Annotated in this window: 17 protein-coding genes; 7 read left to right on the top strand and 10 right to left on the bottom strand. The window is 66.7% G+C overall.

Features of this window, described 5'->3' with window-relative positions; translation table 11 throughout:
- The first annotated feature begins 80 nt into the window (after positions 1-80).
- From AC5Y39_RS08170 to AC5Y39_RS08190, 5 genes are all read left to right on the top strand, one after another.
- Positions 81-1016 (top strand): hypothetical protein, encoded by a 936-nt coding sequence (locus AC5Y39_RS08170; protein WP_500016583.1) that lies wholly within the window; start codon positions 81-83, stop codon positions 1014-1016.
- Between the two features lie 445 nt (positions 1017-1461).
- Entirely contained in the window at positions 1462-2580 is a 1119-nt protein-coding gene (locus tag AC5Y39_RS08175; protein WP_500016581.1) for an ABC transporter substrate-binding protein, read from the top strand.
- A gap of 74 nt (positions 2581-2654) precedes the next feature.
- Positions 2655-3092, top strand: coding sequence for a hypothetical protein (locus AC5Y39_RS08180; RefSeq protein ID WP_500016579.1), 438 nt, complete (start codon positions 2655-2657; stop codon positions 3090-3092).
- Positions 3093-3144: 52 nt separating this feature from the next.
- Complete coding sequence (locus AC5Y39_RS08185) at positions 3145-3663, top strand: DUF6328 family protein (protein WP_500016577.1); 519 nt, start codon at positions 3145-3147, stop codon at positions 3661-3663.
- A gap of 40 nt (positions 3664-3703) precedes the next feature.
- Entirely contained in the window at positions 3704-4612 is a 909-nt protein-coding gene (locus AC5Y39_RS08190) for a DoxX family membrane protein (RefSeq protein ID WP_500016575.1), read from the top strand.
- Positions 4613-4620: 8 nt separating this feature from the next.
- On the opposite strand, the gene AC5Y39_RS08195 is transcribed toward AC5Y39_RS08190, so the two are convergent.
- Together AC5Y39_RS08195 and AC5Y39_RS08200 are read right to left on the bottom strand one after the other, a co-directional pair.
- Positions 4621-6039 carry a GntT/GntP/DsdX family permease gene (locus tag AC5Y39_RS08195; protein ID WP_500016573.1) on the bottom strand — a complete coding sequence of 473 codons (1419 nt, stop codon included), beginning with the start codon at positions 6037-6039 and terminating at the stop codon, positions 4621-4623.
- A complete protein-coding gene (locus AC5Y39_RS08200; protein ID WP_500016571.1) occupies positions 6036-6539 on the bottom strand; it encodes a gluconokinase in 504 nt (167 codons plus the stop codon). The genes AC5Y39_RS08195 and AC5Y39_RS08200 overlap by 4 nt, the downstream gene beginning before the upstream one ends.
- 20 nt (positions 6540-6559) lie before the next feature.
- Here AC5Y39_RS08200 and AC5Y39_RS08205 point away from each other — a divergent pair, with 20 nt between their 5' ends.
- Entirely contained in the window at positions 6560-7450 is an 891-nt protein-coding gene (locus AC5Y39_RS08205; RefSeq protein WP_500016569.1) for an SCO6745 family protein, read from the top strand.
- Between the two features lie 3 nt (positions 7451-7453).
- On the opposite strand, the gene AC5Y39_RS08210 is transcribed toward AC5Y39_RS08205, so the two are convergent.
- The 8 genes from AC5Y39_RS08210 to AC5Y39_RS08245 all read right to left on the bottom strand — a co-directional run bounded on the left by AC5Y39_RS08210 (position 7454) and on the right by AC5Y39_RS08245 (position 16031).
- Positions 7454-7783, bottom strand: a complete 330-nt coding sequence (locus AC5Y39_RS08210) for a DUF3140 domain-containing protein (protein WP_500016567.1) — start codon at positions 7781-7783, stop codon at positions 7454-7456.
- Between the two features lies 1 nt (position 7784).
- Positions 7785-8006 carry a hypervirulence associated TUDOR domain-containing protein gene (locus AC5Y39_RS08215; RefSeq protein ID WP_500016565.1) on the bottom strand — a complete coding sequence of 74 codons (222 nt, stop codon included), beginning with the start codon at positions 8004-8006 and terminating at the stop codon, positions 7785-7787.
- Positions 8007-8058: 52 nt separating this feature from the next.
- A complete protein-coding gene (locus tag AC5Y39_RS08220) occupies positions 8059-9309 on the bottom strand; it encodes a chloride channel protein (protein ID WP_500048202.1) in 1251 nt (416 codons plus the stop codon).
- On the bottom strand, positions 9310-11262 hold the full coding sequence (locus tag AC5Y39_RS08225; RefSeq protein WP_500016561.1) for a DUF7064 domain-containing protein: 1953 nt from the start codon (positions 11260-11262) through the stop codon (positions 9310-9312).
- 9 nt (positions 11263-11271) lie between these two features.
- Positions 11272-12450 (bottom strand): lactate 2-monooxygenase, encoded by a 1179-nt coding sequence (locus AC5Y39_RS08230; protein WP_500016559.1) that lies wholly within the window; start codon positions 12448-12450, stop codon positions 11272-11274.
- A gap of 12 nt (positions 12451-12462) precedes the next feature.
- Positions 12463-13968, bottom strand: coding sequence for a carboxylesterase/lipase family protein (locus tag AC5Y39_RS08235; protein WP_500016557.1), 1506 nt, complete (start codon positions 13966-13968; stop codon positions 12463-12465).
- 67 nt (positions 13969-14035) lie between these two features.
- Complete coding sequence (locus AC5Y39_RS08240; protein ID WP_500016554.1) at positions 14036-15655, bottom strand: RecQ family ATP-dependent DNA helicase; 1620 nt, start codon at positions 15653-15655, stop codon at positions 14036-14038.
- 46 nt (positions 15656-15701) lie between these two features.
- Positions 15702-16031 carry a hypothetical protein gene (locus AC5Y39_RS08245; RefSeq protein ID WP_500017067.1) on the bottom strand — a complete coding sequence of 110 codons (330 nt, stop codon included), beginning with the start codon at positions 16029-16031 and terminating at the stop codon, positions 15702-15704.
- A gap of 165 nt (positions 16032-16196) precedes the next feature.
- Here AC5Y39_RS08245 and rbpA point away from each other — a divergent pair, with 165 nt between their 5' ends.
- Positions 16197-16532, top strand: coding sequence for an RNA polymerase-binding protein RbpA (rbpA, locus tag AC5Y39_RS08250; protein ID WP_499908158.1), 336 nt, complete (start codon positions 16197-16199; stop codon positions 16530-16532).
- Positions 16533-16538: the final 6 nt, after the last annotated feature.

Here is a 16538-nt window from a genome sequence, read left to right on the forward strand (position 1 = left end):
ACACGCTGGCCGGGGTTGACGCCGCCGGGTCCGCCCGGCTGGGATAGACGCGCCGTTCCAACAGCGACGGGAGGGTTCACATGGTCGAGGTGGACGTTTTCTGGGCCTACGGCATCGGCGCGGGGTTCGCCGCGGCCGCGACCCACCAGATCGCGCTGGCCAAGGACCGCCCCGCCGGCGCCGCAACCACCGGATGGCAGCGGTATTTTTCGTCGCCTTACCTTTTCGTCGCCGTGCTCTACTGCGCGTTACTGTTTGCGCCCAGCGGTGCATACCTGCTGTGGGCGTTTCCGGACTGGGAGACAATGCAAGTCGCGCGGGATCACGCGTCGCTACCGGCATGGCTGGTGACGGTTTTCGCGATCACCAATGTGAGCCAAGGCATCCTGGGCTACTGGGTGACCGCGAGTCTGATCCGCGCCGGTCGACGCTACGCGGCGGGGCTGCAGGTTGGCCTCGGCTATTTCGGGATGTTCTTCATCCTGGTGCACGGCTGGGACGGCCGCGGCTATCAACGCTTTTTTTCGGCTGACCGGGCGGTGTTCGCGTCCTGGCCGCACCAGGTGTCCCCCGGTGAGGCGGTCGAGCGGGCCGGCCGGTGGTTGACGTCGCCGGTGGCACTGACATTGGCCGGCATGTCGGTGATCGTCGTGGTGCTGCTGTGGATCATGGCATCGTGGCTCGTCGAGGGTTACCGGCTGGCCGACGTGCACAATCCGCCCGGCGCCGCCGAGATCCTCGTCAGCGTGCTCGCGTTCGTGTTCGTCGGCGCGTTGGGTTCGGCGATCGTCGCGAGCGTACTGATTCACCTGCTTGGTTGGTGGATCGGCGTTCCTGTTGCTGTTCTGCTGATATGGCTGGCCGCGGTGCGGCCGCGTACCAGCCTCGGCCAGCTGTTCTTCGAGCGCCTGCGGCTTGCCGGCACGGCGCCTAGCCGACCGTCCGCCTCAGATCCGGCCACGGGGGACGACGGATCATCGCCGCTGTCCCCAGCGTTGCCGCGACAAAACCCGTGAGCACGCCGATCAGCGCGATCGGCGTTGCGTCGACGGCAGCTTCCCATTTCACGTCCGTCCCGCGAATGACGAACAGTCCCACCGGCTTTGCGCGTACAGCAACATCGTCCCCGTGCCGCCGAATCCTGCCGCGGATTCTCGACACAGCGATGATCGTCGCCCCGTCGGCGGTGTGGTATGGCTCGCTGTAAACGTGAGCGGGGCGGCCATCCGCCGACATCGCGTCCAACGCGTCCTGCAGCTTCATAGGTCCTCCTCGACGCCGGATGAGTGCGCAATCTACTCGCCTCTTCCAAGAGGGGGCGCCGACAACGGTTTCCGATGCCATGCACCCTGGATGTGGTTGCGGACGCTGGTGGATTCAGCGAAGGTGGACCGAACCCGAGCGCCATGTGGTGTCAGCCACCCGACATTCCCCATTCGAAGATCTCGAGGAGATGCTTGGATGCCACCCAGCAGCCGCCGACAGTTCCTTGGTCGCGGTGCGGCCGCCGCGACAGCGCTGGCATTGGGCCCGTCGTTCCTCGCCGCCTGCGGTACCTCCAACCGGTCGAGCGGACCGGTGTCGACCTCGCTTCGGATCTCGAACTGGCCGTTCTACATGGTCGACGGATTCATCGCCGGCTTCCAGAACAAGACCGGCATTACCGTCGACTACAAGGAGGACTTCAACGACGACGAGGAATGGTTCGCGAAAGTCAAAGACGCGCTGTCACGTAAGCAGGACATCGGCTGCGACCTGGTGGTGCCGACGTCGTTCATGGTGGGCCGGCTGCGCAACCTCGGTTGGCTCAACGACTTCAACGACGCGAACATCCCCAACTTGAAGAACATGCGGCCCGATCTCCTCAACGCCACGCTGGACCCCGGCCGTAATTTCAGCGCGCCCTACATGTCTGGGTTGGTCGGTCTGGCCTACAACAGGGCTGCCACGGGCCGCGACATCACAACCGTCGACGACCTGTGGGACCCGGCATTCAAAGGCAAAGTCAGTTTGTTCTCCGATCCGCAGGACGGACTGGGCATGATCATGCTGTCGCAAGGCAATTCACCGGAAGACCCGACTGTCGAGGCCGTGCGCAAAGCTGTCGACCTCGTCAGGCAGCAAAAAGACAAGGGCCAGGTTCGAAAGTTTACCGGCAATGATTACACCAGCGACCTCGCCTCGGGCAATGTGGTTGTCGCGCAAGCATATTCGGGTGACGTCGTGCAACTGCAAGCGGACAACCCAGATCTGCAGTTCGTGATGCCGCAAACCGGCGGAACGGCCTTCACCGACACAATGGTCATCCCCTACACCACCCAGCATCAGGACTGGGCCGAGGCCTGGATCAACTACGTCTACGACCGGGCGAACTACGTAAAGCTGATCGCCCACACCCACTACGTGCCGGTGCTGTCCGGCATGGCCGACGAACTCGACAAGATCGATCCGAAGCTGGCGTCAAACCCGCTGATCAACCCGCCCCAGTCGCTGCTCGAGAACGTCAAGTCATGGCCGACTCTCCCGGATCGACAGACCCAGCAGATCAACGCCCTCTACGCCGCCGTGACCGGCAGTTGATTGCGCGGCTTCACGACGCTAACCGGAATGTGACGAAAAGTTCGCTGCACCTGCGCAGCGGGTACGGCTCGGCCATGACCGAAGCAGATAGCGTGACCCGTGACGACCACCGTCGACCTTCCGGTGTCGACGACGCGACCGTCGAAGCGGTGGGCGCGGTGTCAGAAGCGCTGGAGTGGGTGGAACGCGCCCGCGGCCAGCTCTATTCATTTCACCAGCTGATGGGGCGTGCCGATCTCCTCCTCGGCGAGGCCTGCGACAAGCTCCGCGACGCCGGGCACGGCGCCGTCGCGGATCGGCTGCAGGCCGAGCTGGTGGGACGCAACGTGCTCTACGGCCGCTGGACGTTCCAGATCGTCGAAGAATTCGACGACAACTATTGGACCGTATTCCGTCACCACGAGAAGCAGGTCCGTGACGAACTACAAGGCGGCAGGCGGCACGTGTTCGAAGCCGAGATGAAGGAGAGCCGCCGCACGCACGGGCGGGAGGGCCACGAAGGTCGTCCCTGACTGCGGGGAACCGATGAGGTGCGATACGCCATCCGCGGGTAAGAATGACTTCGTGGACGTCGACCACCCGGAACGCGATCAGCAGTGGGATGACTCCGCCCGGCACGAAAGCGAATCCGAACGGCTGGACCGCAATTGGAGCAACTTGCTGCAGGAACTGCGTGTCACCCAGACCGGCGCCCAGCTGGTCACCGGTTTTCTGTTGACGCTTCCGTTCCAGCAGCGGTTCTCTGCGTTGAGCGACGTCATCAAGGATGTCTATCTGGCAACGGTGGTGTGTTCCATCGGCGCCACGCTGCTGCTGGTCGCTCCAGTGGTCATTCACCGCGTGCTGTTCCGGCAGCGGCGCCTGCGGACGCTGGTGTCCACCGCGCATCGGTGCGCGATCGCCGGCGTGGTGCTGCTGGGTATCGCGATGATCGGCGTCACGATCGTGATCTTTGATGCGGTGTACGGCGCGGCGGCCGGATGGGCGGGCGGCGCCTGCGCGGCCGTGGCGATGGCGTTCCTGTGGATCGCGGTGCCGGTGTTTCAACGAGTCACCGACAACCACGCGCCGGGGCAGCACTGATCTCGGGTTTGCGAAGCGAGAAGGAAGGTTATTCGAAGGCATGCTAGTTCGCAGAGTTGCGCGTCCGCTGCTGTCAGCTGTGTTCATTGGCCAAGGGGTCGAGGCTCTTCGCAGCCCCGAGGAGGCGGCCGAGACGGCCCGTCCGACCGCTGAGGGCTTGCAGAAACTGCCCCCATCCGCGGCGAGCAAGGTCGCTCAAGATCCCCTCACGTTGGCCCGAGTGACCGCCGGAGTGCAGATCGGTGGCGGTCTGTTGTTGGCCAGCGGCAAGCTGCCGCGGCTTGCGTCGGCGGCGCTGGCGCTCACGGTGGTGCCGGGAAGCCTTGGCGGACATCTGTTCTGGACCGAAAGCGATCCGCAGCGCAAAGCACAACAGCGGCGAGATTTCCTCACCGATCTCAGCCTGCTTGGCGGGCTGATGATCGCGTCGGTGGATACCGAAGGCAAGCCGTCGCTCGGCTGGCGGGGCCGTCGGGCCGCGAAGCGGGCATCCCAAGCGGTGTCGGCGGCGTTGCCGGTGGGCGCAGCCTCCGGCGGCGCGTTGCTCGGCACCGTCGGCGAGAAGGTCAGCCAAGGCTTGCAGACCGGCGCCGAGCGCGGCCGCGAGCTCGCCGACGTCGCCGGTGAGCGGGTCTCTCCCTTACTCGATGCCGCCCGCGAGCGTGGCGCGGAGCTTGCCGAGGTCGCCCGTGAACGCGGCGCCGAGCTTGCCGAAGTGGCGCGTGAGCGCGGCGCCGACTTGGCTGAGGTCGCCCGCGAGCGTGGGTCCGACTGGGCCGACGTGGCGCGTGAACGCGGCGCCGACTTGGCCGAAACCGCCAGGAAGCAGAGCAAGAAGGCCGCCAAGAAGGCCCGCAAGCGCGCCGACAAGCTGAGCAAGGAGGCGCAGAAGCGGGCCGACAAAGCGGCCAAGCAGGCGCAAAAGCGGCTCGACAAGCAGTTCGCCTGAGCCGGGGTTCAGATCACCAGCCCCAGCAACAGCACCAGCACGAAGCCCACGACGGACAGCAGCGTCTCCATCAATGACCACGTCTTGATGGTTTGTCCTACGGTCATGCCGAAATACTGGTTCACAAGCCAGAATCCGGCGTCGTTGACGTGCGAGAAGAACAGCGAGCCGGCGCCCACCGCGAGCACCACGAGCGCCACCTGACCACTGCTCATTCCCTCGACCAGACCCAGCATCAGCGACGAGGCCGTGACCGTCGCGACCGTCGCGGAGCCCGTGGCCAGTCGGATCAATACGGCGATCACCCATGCCAGCAGCAGCACCGAGATGTGCGCGCCCTTCGCCCAGTCGGCGAGCATGGTGCCGATTCCGGTGTCGACCAAGATCTGTTTGAAACCACCGCCGGCGGCGACGATCAAGATGATGCCGGCTACCGGCGGCAAGCCGGACTCGATGCAGGTCGCCAGTTCGCCACGCGACATGCCGACCCCCACGCCGAAGGTGAACATTCCGACCACGACCGCGATCAGCAGTGCCAGCAACGGTGTCCCGAGGACGTCGAATACCACACGGACGGGCTGGTTGTCGTCATCGATGAAGATGTCCGCCACGGCCTTGCCCAACATCAACGCGACGGGCAGCAGCACCGAGAACAGTGTGATGCCGAAAGACGGTCGGCGCCAACGCCGTTCGGGACCGTCGACGCGTACTTCGTCGACCGGTGCGGGATCCGGGCGTTCGGTGGACAAGGGCGCGGGCACGTCGACCACTACCCAGCGCCCGGCCAGCATGCCGAACAGCGGACCAGCGACGATGACGGTGGGTATCGCGACCATGACTCCGAGCGCCAGCGTGACGCCCAGGTCGGCATGCAGGTTCGCGATCGCCACCAGCGGTCCGGGGTGCGGCGGCACCAGCCCGTGCATCACCGACAACCCGGCAAGGGCGGGGATGCCGACGGCGATCAGCGACAACTGCGACCGCCGCGCCACCAGGTAGATGACCGGCATCAGAAGCACGAGGCCGATCTCGAAGAACATCGGCAGTCCGATGATCGCGCCGACGAGTGCCATCGCCCACGGCAGCGCGCGCGGCGATGCGTGGCCGACGATCGTGTCGACGATCTCGTCGGCGCCACCGGAGTCGGCGAGCAGCTTGGCGAACATCGCGCCGAGGGCGATGAGGATTCCCACTCCGGCCGCGGTGGAGCCGAAGCCGTCAGCGAACGACTTGAGCACTTTCTCCGGGTTCTCGCCGGCCACACTGCCCACCGCGAGGCTGCCGAAGATCAACGCCAGGAAGGGATGCAGCTTGACAGCGGTGATCAGCACGACGATCAACGCGATACCCGCCGCCGCTGCGAGGATCAGCTGCCACCATGCGGCCACCGGCGCAGGCAGGTCGGCGGCCAGCAAGGTGGGCGTCATCGGGTGCCCCTCTCCCGCGCGGAGGCCAGATAGTCGGCGACGATCGAGTCGATGTCGTGGTCGACGTCGAGGGTGAGTCCGTGCTCGTCGGGTTGCAGCGGTTCCAGCGTGGCGAATTGCGAGGCCATCAGCGACGCGGGCATGAAGTGGCCGGGCCGGCTCGCCTGCCGCGCGGCGATCACTTCGGGAGATCCGCTCAGATGGACGAAGGTCGTTCGCGCACAATGGCTTCGCAGCTGATCCCGGTATTTGCGTTTGAGCGCAGAGCAGCTGATCACCCCGCCGGTGTCGCAGCGATCGGCCAGCCAGCGGCCGATGGCGTCGAGCCAGGGATATCGGTCCTCGTCGTCGAGTGCGATGCCCGCGGCCATCTTTGCGATGTTGGCGGCGGGATGAAAGTCGTCAGCGTCGGCGAACGGCACGCCGAGCCGCTGCGCCAACGCGGCACCCACGGTCGATTTGCCGGATCCGGACACGCCCATCACGACGATCGGCCGCATGCCTGAGGTTAACTCTCACTGTGGACCGACAGCCTGAACTCGCGCGACGTTTCTTCAACCGCTTCGAACCCGTGCACGCAGTGACGTACTTTGCGCCCGAGGCCCGAGCTGCGCTCGACGGGCTTGGCTACCGCGGATTTTGGGTGGGCTACTTCGCGGCGAGGTCAGCACCGCTGGGCAAGGTCCCATCCGACGTGGTGGCCGCGGTGTTCTACAACTTCGCGCCCCAGCGGGTGGCCAAGTCGCTGACCGGCGCATGGGCGGTCGCCGGTCCCCAAGCGGCGCTGCAGGCACGCTACGACTCGGCTGTCGCGGCGCTGCGCCGGTACGGCATCAGCGGCGACGACGACGCCGTGCGCACCGCAGCAGGTCTCGCCCGCCGGGCCGCCGAGTATCTGGGCGTCGACGGCCGCCCGCTATTCGCGGCGAACAAGGCGCTGCCCTGGCCCGACGAGCCGGCGGCGGCGCTGTGGCATGCCTGCACCTTGTTGCGCGAGCACCGCGGCGACGGCCACGTCGCGTTACTGACCGCGGCAGGTATTTCGGGGCGGCAGTCCAATGTGCTGCATGCAGCGGCCGGGAAAGTGCCGCGCGAATACCTCATGCGGGCACGGGATTACGACGAGGCGTCCTGGCAGGAGCACGAAAGTGCTTTGGCCGCAAAGGGATTGCTCGACGGCAACGGGACGCTCACCGCTGCGGGCATCGAACTGAAGGAACGGCTGGAAACGGAAACAGACCGCCTGGCGCTGGCTGCGCTCGACGCGCTCGGAGACGACGAGGTCGAGACGCTCTTCCAGACACTGACGCCGATCACGCGGCGCGTGATCGGCGGCGGCGACATCCCGGAGATGACGCCAATGGGGCTGGGTCGTGACGACCTCGACGACAGCAGCGCTCACCAGGCCTGACGCTCATTTCGTCGGATCGTGGCCCCAGTTCATCAGCGAATATCGCCAGGCGGTGTGATCTACGGACCCTGAAGGGCGTTGCGCCAGATGGCGTTTGGTGTAGCCGACGACCTTGCGCATATGGGCGAAGTCGTCTTCGTTCAGCTCCGACTTCTTGGACCTGAGAATCTCGACGATGCGCCGGCCGCTTTTGTGGCCGGTTGATTCTGACCGTCCTGACTTTTGCCCCACGCTCTTCGACTCGTCTGTATCGAGCCATCGCTGTAATTCCGAGGCCGTCATGTTGACCGCGTCGCGGAATTCTTTCCAGGTCTTGGCGTCGTCATCTGCCATGTCACGTGGAATTCTTCTTGTGCAACGCCTCTGGCTTGTGCACTGCGTCGTTGCCGCTTTTGTCGCTGCGCACCCGATATTGCGGTTCGTCCTCAGAAGCCCGCACTTTGCGCTTGGCAGCCGTCGTGTCCGACGTGATCTTCTCCTCGACGGTGCCTTCTGCGGTGCCGCCATGACTCTTCCAGGTCACCTTGTCACCCTTGTGGAATTGTTGTTCACCCATTACGCCCGCATACCCGCTGCCTGCGCCGGCACGCTTACAGATTTGTGACGACTCAGTGCTCGGCGGGAACCCGGGTCATCGACCGCCGCCGCACTACCGCGGCTCGCACCGCGTGGGCGCCGACTGCGGCGAACAGCAACATCACCCATACTTCGAGCGGCGGATGGGTCAGTTCGGCGGTGAACATGGCCGCGAACACCGGTGCGTGCTGGGTGATCCCGAGAACGGCGGCGCCTCCGATCAAAGCCAGCGTGGGAACACTGGCCTCACCACCTAGGCGGTTGACGGCCAGCGCCACACAGGCGCCGGTGGCCACGCCCGTCGACAATGCCGGCGTGAGCATGCCGCCCACTGCGCCGGCGCGGATGAACAACGCCGTCAGAACCGGCTTGAGCACCATCGCTACGCTCACCGCGATCAGCGTGTCCCCACCGGCGAGGCTTTCCAGCACGATGCTCCTACCGTTGCCCGGCATCTGTGGCATCGGAATCGATGCCGCGCCGGTGACCAGTCCGGCCAGACCGATTGCCGGTATCAAAAGCCACGACGTCGCAGGCGCCTTCACCCGAGCGTGCGCGATCAACCCGTTGAACGCGGTGCCCACGAGCGCGGCAAGCGGCATCGCGGTGATTGCGAACAGGAAGGCCTTCCATGTGAAGTGCGTGTCGGGCCAAACGAATGTGGGCGCGCCGTGGGTGATGGGCCACACGGTCACTGTGGCGATACACGACGACGCCACCGCCACCAGCACCGGCAACGGCCGCCAGCTGCGCAACACAATGCCTAAGGCAAACAGCACGCCGGCCACAGGCACGTTGTACACCGCGGCCAAGCCCGCACCGGCTGCGCTGCCGAACAGAATCCGACGATGTTCTGGCGCAAGCGATCCCAGCCGGATCAACAGCTCAGTCGATGCGGCCGCGAAGAGTCGAGGCGCCTGTTCGCGCCCCAGTGAGGCGCCGGAGCCGACGGCCAAGACCTGCAACAGCGCGTCAGCGGCCATCGGACCCTGGGCAAAAGGGCGGCCTTGCCGGATGGACTCGGTCAGACCGGGCACTGTTGTCTTGCGTCGCAGCAGCCACCAACCCGCGCCGGCCAGTGCGCAGCCGAGCGCAGGTCCGAGCAATCGCCGTGGTATCGAGGCGTCTTTCACGCCGGTGAGCAACGGACCCTGCATATATCCGTAGGTGAGGTGTTCGATCGCCCGCACCAACACGGTGGTGAAGCCGCCGGCCATACCGCTGAGGACACCGGTCACCAGGATCGCGGCGGCGAAGGTGAGGTAGCGCTGAAGGCGGGTCATCTAGTCGACGTCGTTGCGGTTCCACTCGATCCAGCCGACACCGTCGCGCCCGTCGGACGTGGTGACCGCTGCCCATGCGCGTGCGAACCATGCCACTCGGCCGTCGGGAGCTTGCAACCTCAACGGGGCGTGACCTCGGATGTCGGCGGCCACCTCTAGGTCGTCGTAGATGATTGCGGTCGTCAGCGGTAAACCGTTGGCCCCGAACGATGCCCGCGCGCTGATCGATTGCAGCTCGGTCAGTTGATCGCCGGGCGGTTGCACGTAGCCGACGCCGAAGGGCGGCGCACCGGGCAGTCGGATGTCAACGGCGTGCAGGTGTGTGCCGTCGGTGAGGTGCAAAGCGCTCCACACCCAATCCATGCCCCACCAGTCGCGCACTCCCCACGAGTGATCGCGTTGTCCGGGCACTTTGTCGATTCTTGCGTTCCGGCCGCCGACACTGACGGTTCCTGTTACGGTGCAAGGGATTTCGTAGCGCGACGTGACGCGATATTGATACGGCGTCCCGGCCGTGAACCACTCCAGGTCCATGCTGACCTCGACGTCGCGGCCGGGCTCTCCGCGCAGCAACGCGGCGGGATCGTCGTGCACCTGACCGTGGCCATTGAGAACCAGCCGGTACCGCTGCAGCGGCGAGACGATCGAATGCGCGAAATCGAAAGTGTCGGTGTTAACGCTATATGGGTCGTCGAACGGGGCGGCGAAGTCGATCACCGCGACGGTCGGTTGCTCGGGGCCGCACAACAGGGCGGTGAACCACGCCACGCCCTCGTTGGGAGTCAGGCCCAGCCGCACATATCCCCCGATGCGCTGCGCCGGGTCGACGAAATCGCAATACCAGCTTTCGTTCCACAGCGGCTCCACTCCGGCAGCGTGCGCGAACTCGTCGATCGCTGCAGGCGTAAGAGGTTGGGAGGCAACGTGTTCCGGCAGCAGCGCCAGAGCGTCGGTGTCGAGCACCTGCTCGCAGTGCCGCGCGATCATGGTCATGAACATCTCGTCGCCGCGATCGGTGCGAGCCACCAACATCGGCGACACGATCGCCATCATCACGCCGAAGAAGCTCTGCCGCCGCACTCCCTCGCGCACGTCGGCGAGCGTCAGTGCGCTGGCCGGCCCCAGCGCTGTGTGGTAGTGAGCGGTCAGTTCGTCGGCGTGCGCGCGTCGCAGCGGCACCGGCAGCGCGCATCCCAGAAAGTATGCGAGATCGGTCATGGCCGGCCCCCAGCTGACGGTCTGCCAGTCGACGACGGTGAGCGGCCGGTCGGCGCCGTCGAGGCCGAACAGCATGTTGTCGAGCCGGTAGTCGCCGTGTACCAGACCTTGCGGCCTCTGCGTTTCGGCCGCCGCGTACGCGTCGAAGCTGGCGACCAGACGCTCGCACACCTCCCGGTGGCGCGGCGCGATCCGGTCTGCGTAGCGCTCGGCGAATCCGGCGTACAGCTGGGCCAGCATCGCTTGGCTGATCGGCGATTCCCGGTTGAGCCAATCGGCTCCGGCGAGCGCCGGGTCGCCGATGGTGGGTCCTTGCAGGCGGCCGAGTTCGGACACCGCCAGCCGCGCCCGATCCACCGACGTGCCGGCGATCTCGTCGCCGACTTCCGCGGGTCCGGCGTCACCGAGCAGCAGCGCGAAAGTCTGAGCCTGCCCGTCGAACGACGCGTGGTAGCACGGTGCGATCGGCCCTACCAGCCGCGGGGCCACCTCGGCGTAGAACCGGACCTCGCGCTCGTAAAGACCCAGCGCGAAACCGGTTTGGCTACTCACCGGGTCAGCGGCGGCGACCTTGAGGACCACCGAATCGGGACCTGCCGCGGCGTTCGCGTAGCGCAACGCGACGCGGTAGCACTCGCTCATCTGTCCGGTTCCGATGCGCTGCACGTCGAATTCCGAAACCTCAGCGTGCAGCTGGGCGCTCAACCACTCGGCGGTCACATCGGCGGCTCGCATTGTCCGACCCTAAGCCGGGCGGGCGCGCAGCACACCGCGATTGAGGGTTCGCGGTGACGCATGGCCCGAAAGTGCCAGTGTCAGATCGACTTCCGCGAGCAGGTTGCGGATCACCTGCGCCACCCCGTCGGCACCCTGCAGCGCCATCCCCCACAGATACGGGCGGCCCAGCAGCACCGCGCCGGCACCCAGTGCGAGCGCTTTGACCACGTCGGCACCGGAGCGTATGCCGCTGTCGAACAGCACGGTGAGCTGGTCGCCGACTGCGTCCACCACCTCGGGCAGCGCGTCGAGCGCCGCGACGGCACCGTCCACCTGCCGCCCACCGTGGTTCGACACCACCACGCCGTGCACGCCGTGGTCGCGCGCCAGCCGTGCGTCGTCGGGATGCAAGATGCCCTTCAGGATGATCGGCATGTCGGTCAGTTCGCGCAACGCAGCCAGATCGGCCCAACTCATGGCGGGATTGCTGAACACGCTGACGAAGTGCAGCACCGCCGCCGTCGGGTCCTCTTCCGGTGGTGTCGGCAGCGCGGCGCGAAACACGGGGTCCGACAAGTAGTTTGCGATGCCCACCGACTGCAGGAACGGCAGGTAAGCGGTCTGCAGGTCACGGGGACGCCATGCCAGCAGTCCGGTGTCCAGCGTCACGACCAACGCGCCGTACCCGGCAGCTTTCGCGCGTCCGACGAAGCTTGCGGTCAGCTCGGGATCCCTGGGCCAGTACAGCTGATACCAGCGGGGCACCTCGGCGCCGGCAGCGGCGATCTCTTCCATCGAGTACGACGCTGCGGTCGATGCGACGAACCCGATACCGGTGGCGGCGGCACCGCGGGCCGCGGCGAGCTCGCCGTCGGGGTGCACGATCGACTGCACGCCCACCGGCGCCAGCAGCAGCGGTGCTGCGTGCTTGACGCCGAAGAGCTCTGTGCGAAGGTCGCGCACCGACACGTCGCGCAACATCCGCGGCACGATCCGGTGCCGATTGAAAGCCGCCCTGTTCTCACGTTCGGTGTCCTCGGTGCCCGCACTGCCGAACACGTAGCCGTTGGCACCGGCGTCCATGACCGCCGACGCCTGCACTTCGAGCTCGGTCCAGCTCATCGGGAAGTCCGGCGTCTGGCCGGCCATGCCCTTGAGATAGATCTCGAACTGGTAGTTGCCAAATGGGCTCTGAAGCGCAGACATGTGCCGACCCGCCTAACGGGCGAGGCTGAAGTCCTGCCAGGCCTCTCGGCGGGCGGGGTACGGGTCGTATTCCACCCGCGAGTGCTTGTCGAAGACCATGACCGCGCGGTTGTGGTCGTAGCTGGGCCAGCCCTGGCCCGGTACGCCGGTGCGGCTGAACCGCCGCCACCGCGACTGGATGTTGTTGCTCACCCGCAGCGCCGAACGCCGGTCCCCGGCCACGGTCAGCAGAGACCCCAGCCGAGTGCGGTACATGTCGAACACCGCCAGCAGCTCCATCGCATGGGTGGCGCCCAGCCCGCTCCATGCCAACGTCCGAGGCGCGTAGTCATACCGGTACATGTACGTGGGCGCGTGCTTGCTGTGCGCCTCGGCGATCTGCCAGGCCGCCGACCCGAAGAACATGTCGGCGGACAGCCGCATGCACTCGTCGGGGTGCGGATAGCCCGGGTAGGCGGCCTGGATGCGTTCGCGGGCGGCGGGGTCGATGTCGGCGAGCAGTCGCTCGAGCGCCCTCTCCGTCGTCGGCATCATCTTCAGCCAGCGGGTGAACAGCCGCGACTCTTCGGCGTTGTTGCCGACGACCACGGGAACTCGGTGCGCCTCGCCGCGGGCCATCGCCTGCACCGGATCGCGGGGCAGGTAGTCGCCGTCGACGGTCGGGCCGAGGGCGAACGATCCGCCGGACATGTCTTGGACCGAATGCTCGAGCAGCTGGTCGCAGGCCTTGACCAAGCGGCGCGGCTCAACGTGCATCAGCGTGGCGGCGGCATTGCGCCGGTCGACCCCCAGCAGCTCGGCGAACTTGGCGGCGAACCGGGGGGCGGCTTCGGCGCTGACGACCATGCCGCTGGCAGGGCTTTCCGAGATCGCGCCCGCGAACAGGCCCCGCGCGGCCGGCACCGCGAGCAGCGTGGCGACCGCGTGCGCGCCAGCGCTCTCGCCGAAGATCGTCACTCGATTCGGGTCTCCGCCGAAGTGGCCGATGTTGTCGTGCACCCACTGCAGGGCCAGCACCAGATCACGCAGGAACAGGTTGTTCTCGATCGGATGCTCGGGAGTGGACAGCGACGACAAGTCAAGACAGCCGAGCGCACCGAGCCGGTAGTTCACCGAGACGTACACGCAGCCGCGGTGAGCCAGTGCCGCGCCGTCGTAAAGCGGTGTGGCCGAGCTGCCCAGCATGTAGCCACCGCCATGGATGAAGAACATCACCGGCAGCGGCTCCTCCGACGGTCTGGCGGGGGCCACCACGTTGAGGGTCAGACAGTCCTCGCTGACGGGTTGGTATTTGTTCAAGCCGATGAGCGTGTACCGGCGGCGCTGCGGGGCGCAGAACGCGAAGTCATGGCAGTACCGCACCCCGCGCCAAGGAATCGGCGGTTGCGGAGCTCTGTACCGCAGCCGGCCCACCGGCGGGCGCGCGTACGGGATGGCCCGCCATCTGGTCACCCCACCACTCGTGCGCCCTTCGACGGTGCCGCTCGTGATGGTTACTCGCACATTGCCATCGGCCATTCCTCGACGGTAGCGAAGGCGTAGCCGTCCGGCCGGTTGGGACTCGCCTTGAGAACCGATTCGCTGATCAGCCTGCAGCGCGGGCAGGCCGCAGCAGATCGCTGTCGCGGATCGCAGCCACCGACAACGTGCGATAGCCGTAGTCGTCGAACAGCACGGTGAGCCGGTCCTCTTCTGCGCCGATCACCACGCCGTGTCCCCACTCGCGATGCTGCACCTCCGCGTCCACAGCGAACCCGGCCGTCTCGTCGCGCGCGGAAGTGGTGTCCCCCTCCGTGCACTGGTCGCAGTTGCCGCACGGCTCGGCGAGCGTCTCGCCGAAATAGCTGAGCAAAAAGCGCCGTCGGCAGTCGCGTGCCTCGGCGTAGCCGCGCATCATCTCCACACGGGTGCGGTCCACCCGCTCGGCGACGTCGGCCACCTCCAGGGCGCGGCGCACCGCGATCGCGGCGTTCTGGCCGCCGGCGCGAAAACCCTTCTTGGTGCTCTTGATTGCGCCGGCCTGCTCGAGCAGGTTGACGGCATTGGTCAGCTTGCTGCCACGCACATCGAGCTCCGCGCGAAGGTGTTTGAGCCGTTTCGGCTTGTCGCCGAGCGCGTCGTACACCGCCCGCAACAACGCGTCGTCGGGCCGCTGAGTCGTGAAAAACCTTGCCAGAGAGAGGTCTTCGGGCCGGTAGAACAACCGGGCCAGCGCCTCGTGGCCGTCTCGGCCGGCGCGCCCGATCTGCTGGTAGTAGCTGTCCACCGAATCGGGAACCGACGCGTGGATGACGAACCGCACGTTCGGCTTGTCGATACCCATTCCGAACGCCGACGTCGCGGCGACCACGTCGTACTGGTCGTCGCCGAATCCCGCATGCACCCTCTCGCGTTCGGCGGCGGACAGCCCAGCGTGGTAGGCCGCGCCGCGAAGGCCGTGCTCGGCCAGTTCGCGAGCGTAGAACTCGGCGTCTTTGCGGGTGGCGGTGTACAGCAGGCCGGGGCCGTCCAGTTCCAGGGCGGCAGCCAGCACCGCGGCACGTTTGTCGTCGTCGCGCAGATGGTGGTGTACCTCGAGGCGGATGTTGGGCCGGTCGAAGCCGCCGGCGATCTCGACGGGGTCGCACAGGTGAAGATGCTCGACGATCTCGCGCCGCACGACCGGGCTCGCGGTTGCGGTGAGTGCGAGCACCGGCGGGCGGCCCAGGCGCGCGAGCGCGTCGGGGATGCGCAGGTAGCTCGGCCGGAAGTCGTGCCCCCACGACGAGACACAGTGCGCTTCGTCGACCACGACGAGCGACACCTGTCCGTGCGACAGTTCTTCCAGCGCAGCGTCTTTGGTGAGCTGCTCGGGCGCCAAGAAGACGTAGTCGGCCTCTTGGTGTCGAACCGCGGCCCAGCTCTGCTCGGCCTGCGCGGCGCGCTGGCGGGAGTTGATCGCGACGGCCTCGAGCTCGTCGGTGGCTTCCAGCGCGGCGATCTGGTCCTGCTGCAACGCGATCAACGGCGAGATCACCAGTGTGGTGCCGTCGGTCAGGACCGACGGCACCTGGTAGATCGCGGATTTGCCGAATCCGGTCGGAAGCACTGCCAGGACGTCGCGGCCGGCAAGGATCGCCCGCATGCCGTCGAGTTGGTCCGGCCGGAGCTCTTGCCAACCGAACAGTCGTCGGGCGACGGCCTGCAACTCCTCGGCTGGGTTCACCGCTGCCAGGTACCCGCAGGCGATGGGCAACTAACGTCAGCCGCGCTCAGCGCCACCCGTCGGCGGCCTTGGCCGCATCCAGCAGCGCGCCGCACAGTTCCCGCAATTCGGCCTTGTCCGCGCCCTCGTCGAGCGCGGTTGCGACGTCTTCTGCCGCGCAGCGCAGTTGGTAAAGCCGGTCGGACCAGCGCGCGGCTTCCTCGGCGGAGAGCACCACCGCGTCGGCAGGCAAAGTGGTGCCCTTCACGGCGGCGCGGTGCTCGTAGGCCCGTTGGCGGCACGACTGGCGACAGTATTGGCGCCTGCGCCCGATTCCGGCGTCGGCGACGTCGCGACCGCACCAGCGGCACGGTTGCGCGCGGCGGGCGCCGCGGATGCGAGGGGCAGAAGTAGTCACCGCCTGATGACTCTAAGCGGCTTTTCCGCGCAGGCCCGGTATCCTGGAGGTCGCGTCGCCCACCGCGTGGGAACTGCCAGCGCACCTTCTGCGTTGCTTACCTGGGTAATTGCGCGGACATGCAACAGATGGAGAGTGTTGACGATGGCTGATCGAGTCCTGAGAGGCAGCCGGCTCGGTGCCGTGAGCTATGAGACCGACCGCAACCACGACCTGGCGCCGCGTCAGATCGCGCGGTATCGCACCGAGAACGGCGAAGAGTTCGAGGTACCGTTCGCCGACGACGCCGAAATCCCCGGCACCTGGCTGTGCCGCAACGGCATGGAGGGCACGCTGATCGAGGGCGACCTCCCGGAGCCGAAGAAGGTCAAGCCGCCCCGCACGCACTGGGACATGCTGCTCGAGCGCCGCACCATCGAGGAGCTCGACGAGCTGCTCAAGGAGCGGCTGGAGATTATCCGCCAGCGCCGCCGCGGCTGAGCCGCG

The sequence above is a fragment of the Mycobacterium sp. NGS39 genome (assembly GCF_059812765.1).

Coding starts and splice junctions, on each gene's coding strand:
- AC5Y39_RS08235 (WP_500016557.1), bottom strand. CDS start 13,968: ATGGCCGATGGCAATGTGCGAGTAACCATCACGAGCGGCACCGTCGAA.
- AC5Y39_RS08190 (WP_500016575.1), top strand. CDS start 3,704: ATGCTAGTTCGCAGAGTTGCGCGTCCGCTGCTGTCAGCTGTGTTCATT.
- AC5Y39_RS08175 (WP_500016581.1), top strand. CDS start 1,462: ATGCCACCCAGCAGCCGCCGACAGTTCCTTGGTCGCGGTGCGGCCGCC.
- rbpA (WP_499908158.1), top strand. CDS start 16,197: ATGGCTGATCGAGTCCTGAGAGGCAGCCGGCTCGGTGCCGTGAGCTAT.
- AC5Y39_RS08220 (WP_500048202.1), bottom strand. CDS start 9,309: ATGACCCGCCTTCAGCGCTACCTCACCTTCGCCGCCGCGATCCTGGTG.
- AC5Y39_RS08225 (WP_500016561.1), bottom strand. CDS start 11,262: ATGCGAGCCGCCGATGTGACCGCCGAGTGGTTGAGCGCCCAGCTGCAC.
- AC5Y39_RS08215 (WP_500016565.1), bottom strand. CDS start 8,006: ATGGGTGAACAACAATTCCACAAGGGTGACAAGGTGACCTGGAAGAGT.
- AC5Y39_RS08170 (WP_500016583.1), top strand. CDS start 81: ATGGTCGAGGTGGACGTTTTCTGGGCCTACGGCATCGGCGCGGGGTTC.
- AC5Y39_RS08195 (WP_500016573.1), bottom strand. CDS start 6,039: ATGACGCCCACCTTGCTGGCCGCCGACCTGCCTGCGCCGGTGGCCGCA.
- AC5Y39_RS08230 (WP_500016559.1), bottom strand. CDS start 12,450: ATGTCTGCGCTTCAGAGCCCATTTGGCAACTACCAGTTCGAGATCTAT.
- AC5Y39_RS08210 (WP_500016567.1), bottom strand. CDS start 7,783: ATGGCAGATGACGACGCCAAGACCTGGAAAGAATTCCGCGACGCGGTC.
- AC5Y39_RS08180 (WP_500016579.1), top strand. CDS start 2,655: ATGACCGAAGCAGATAGCGTGACCCGTGACGACCACCGTCGACCTTCC.
- AC5Y39_RS08200 (WP_500016571.1), bottom strand. CDS start 6,539: ATGCGGCCGATCGTCGTGATGGGCGTGTCCGGATCCGGCAAATCGACC.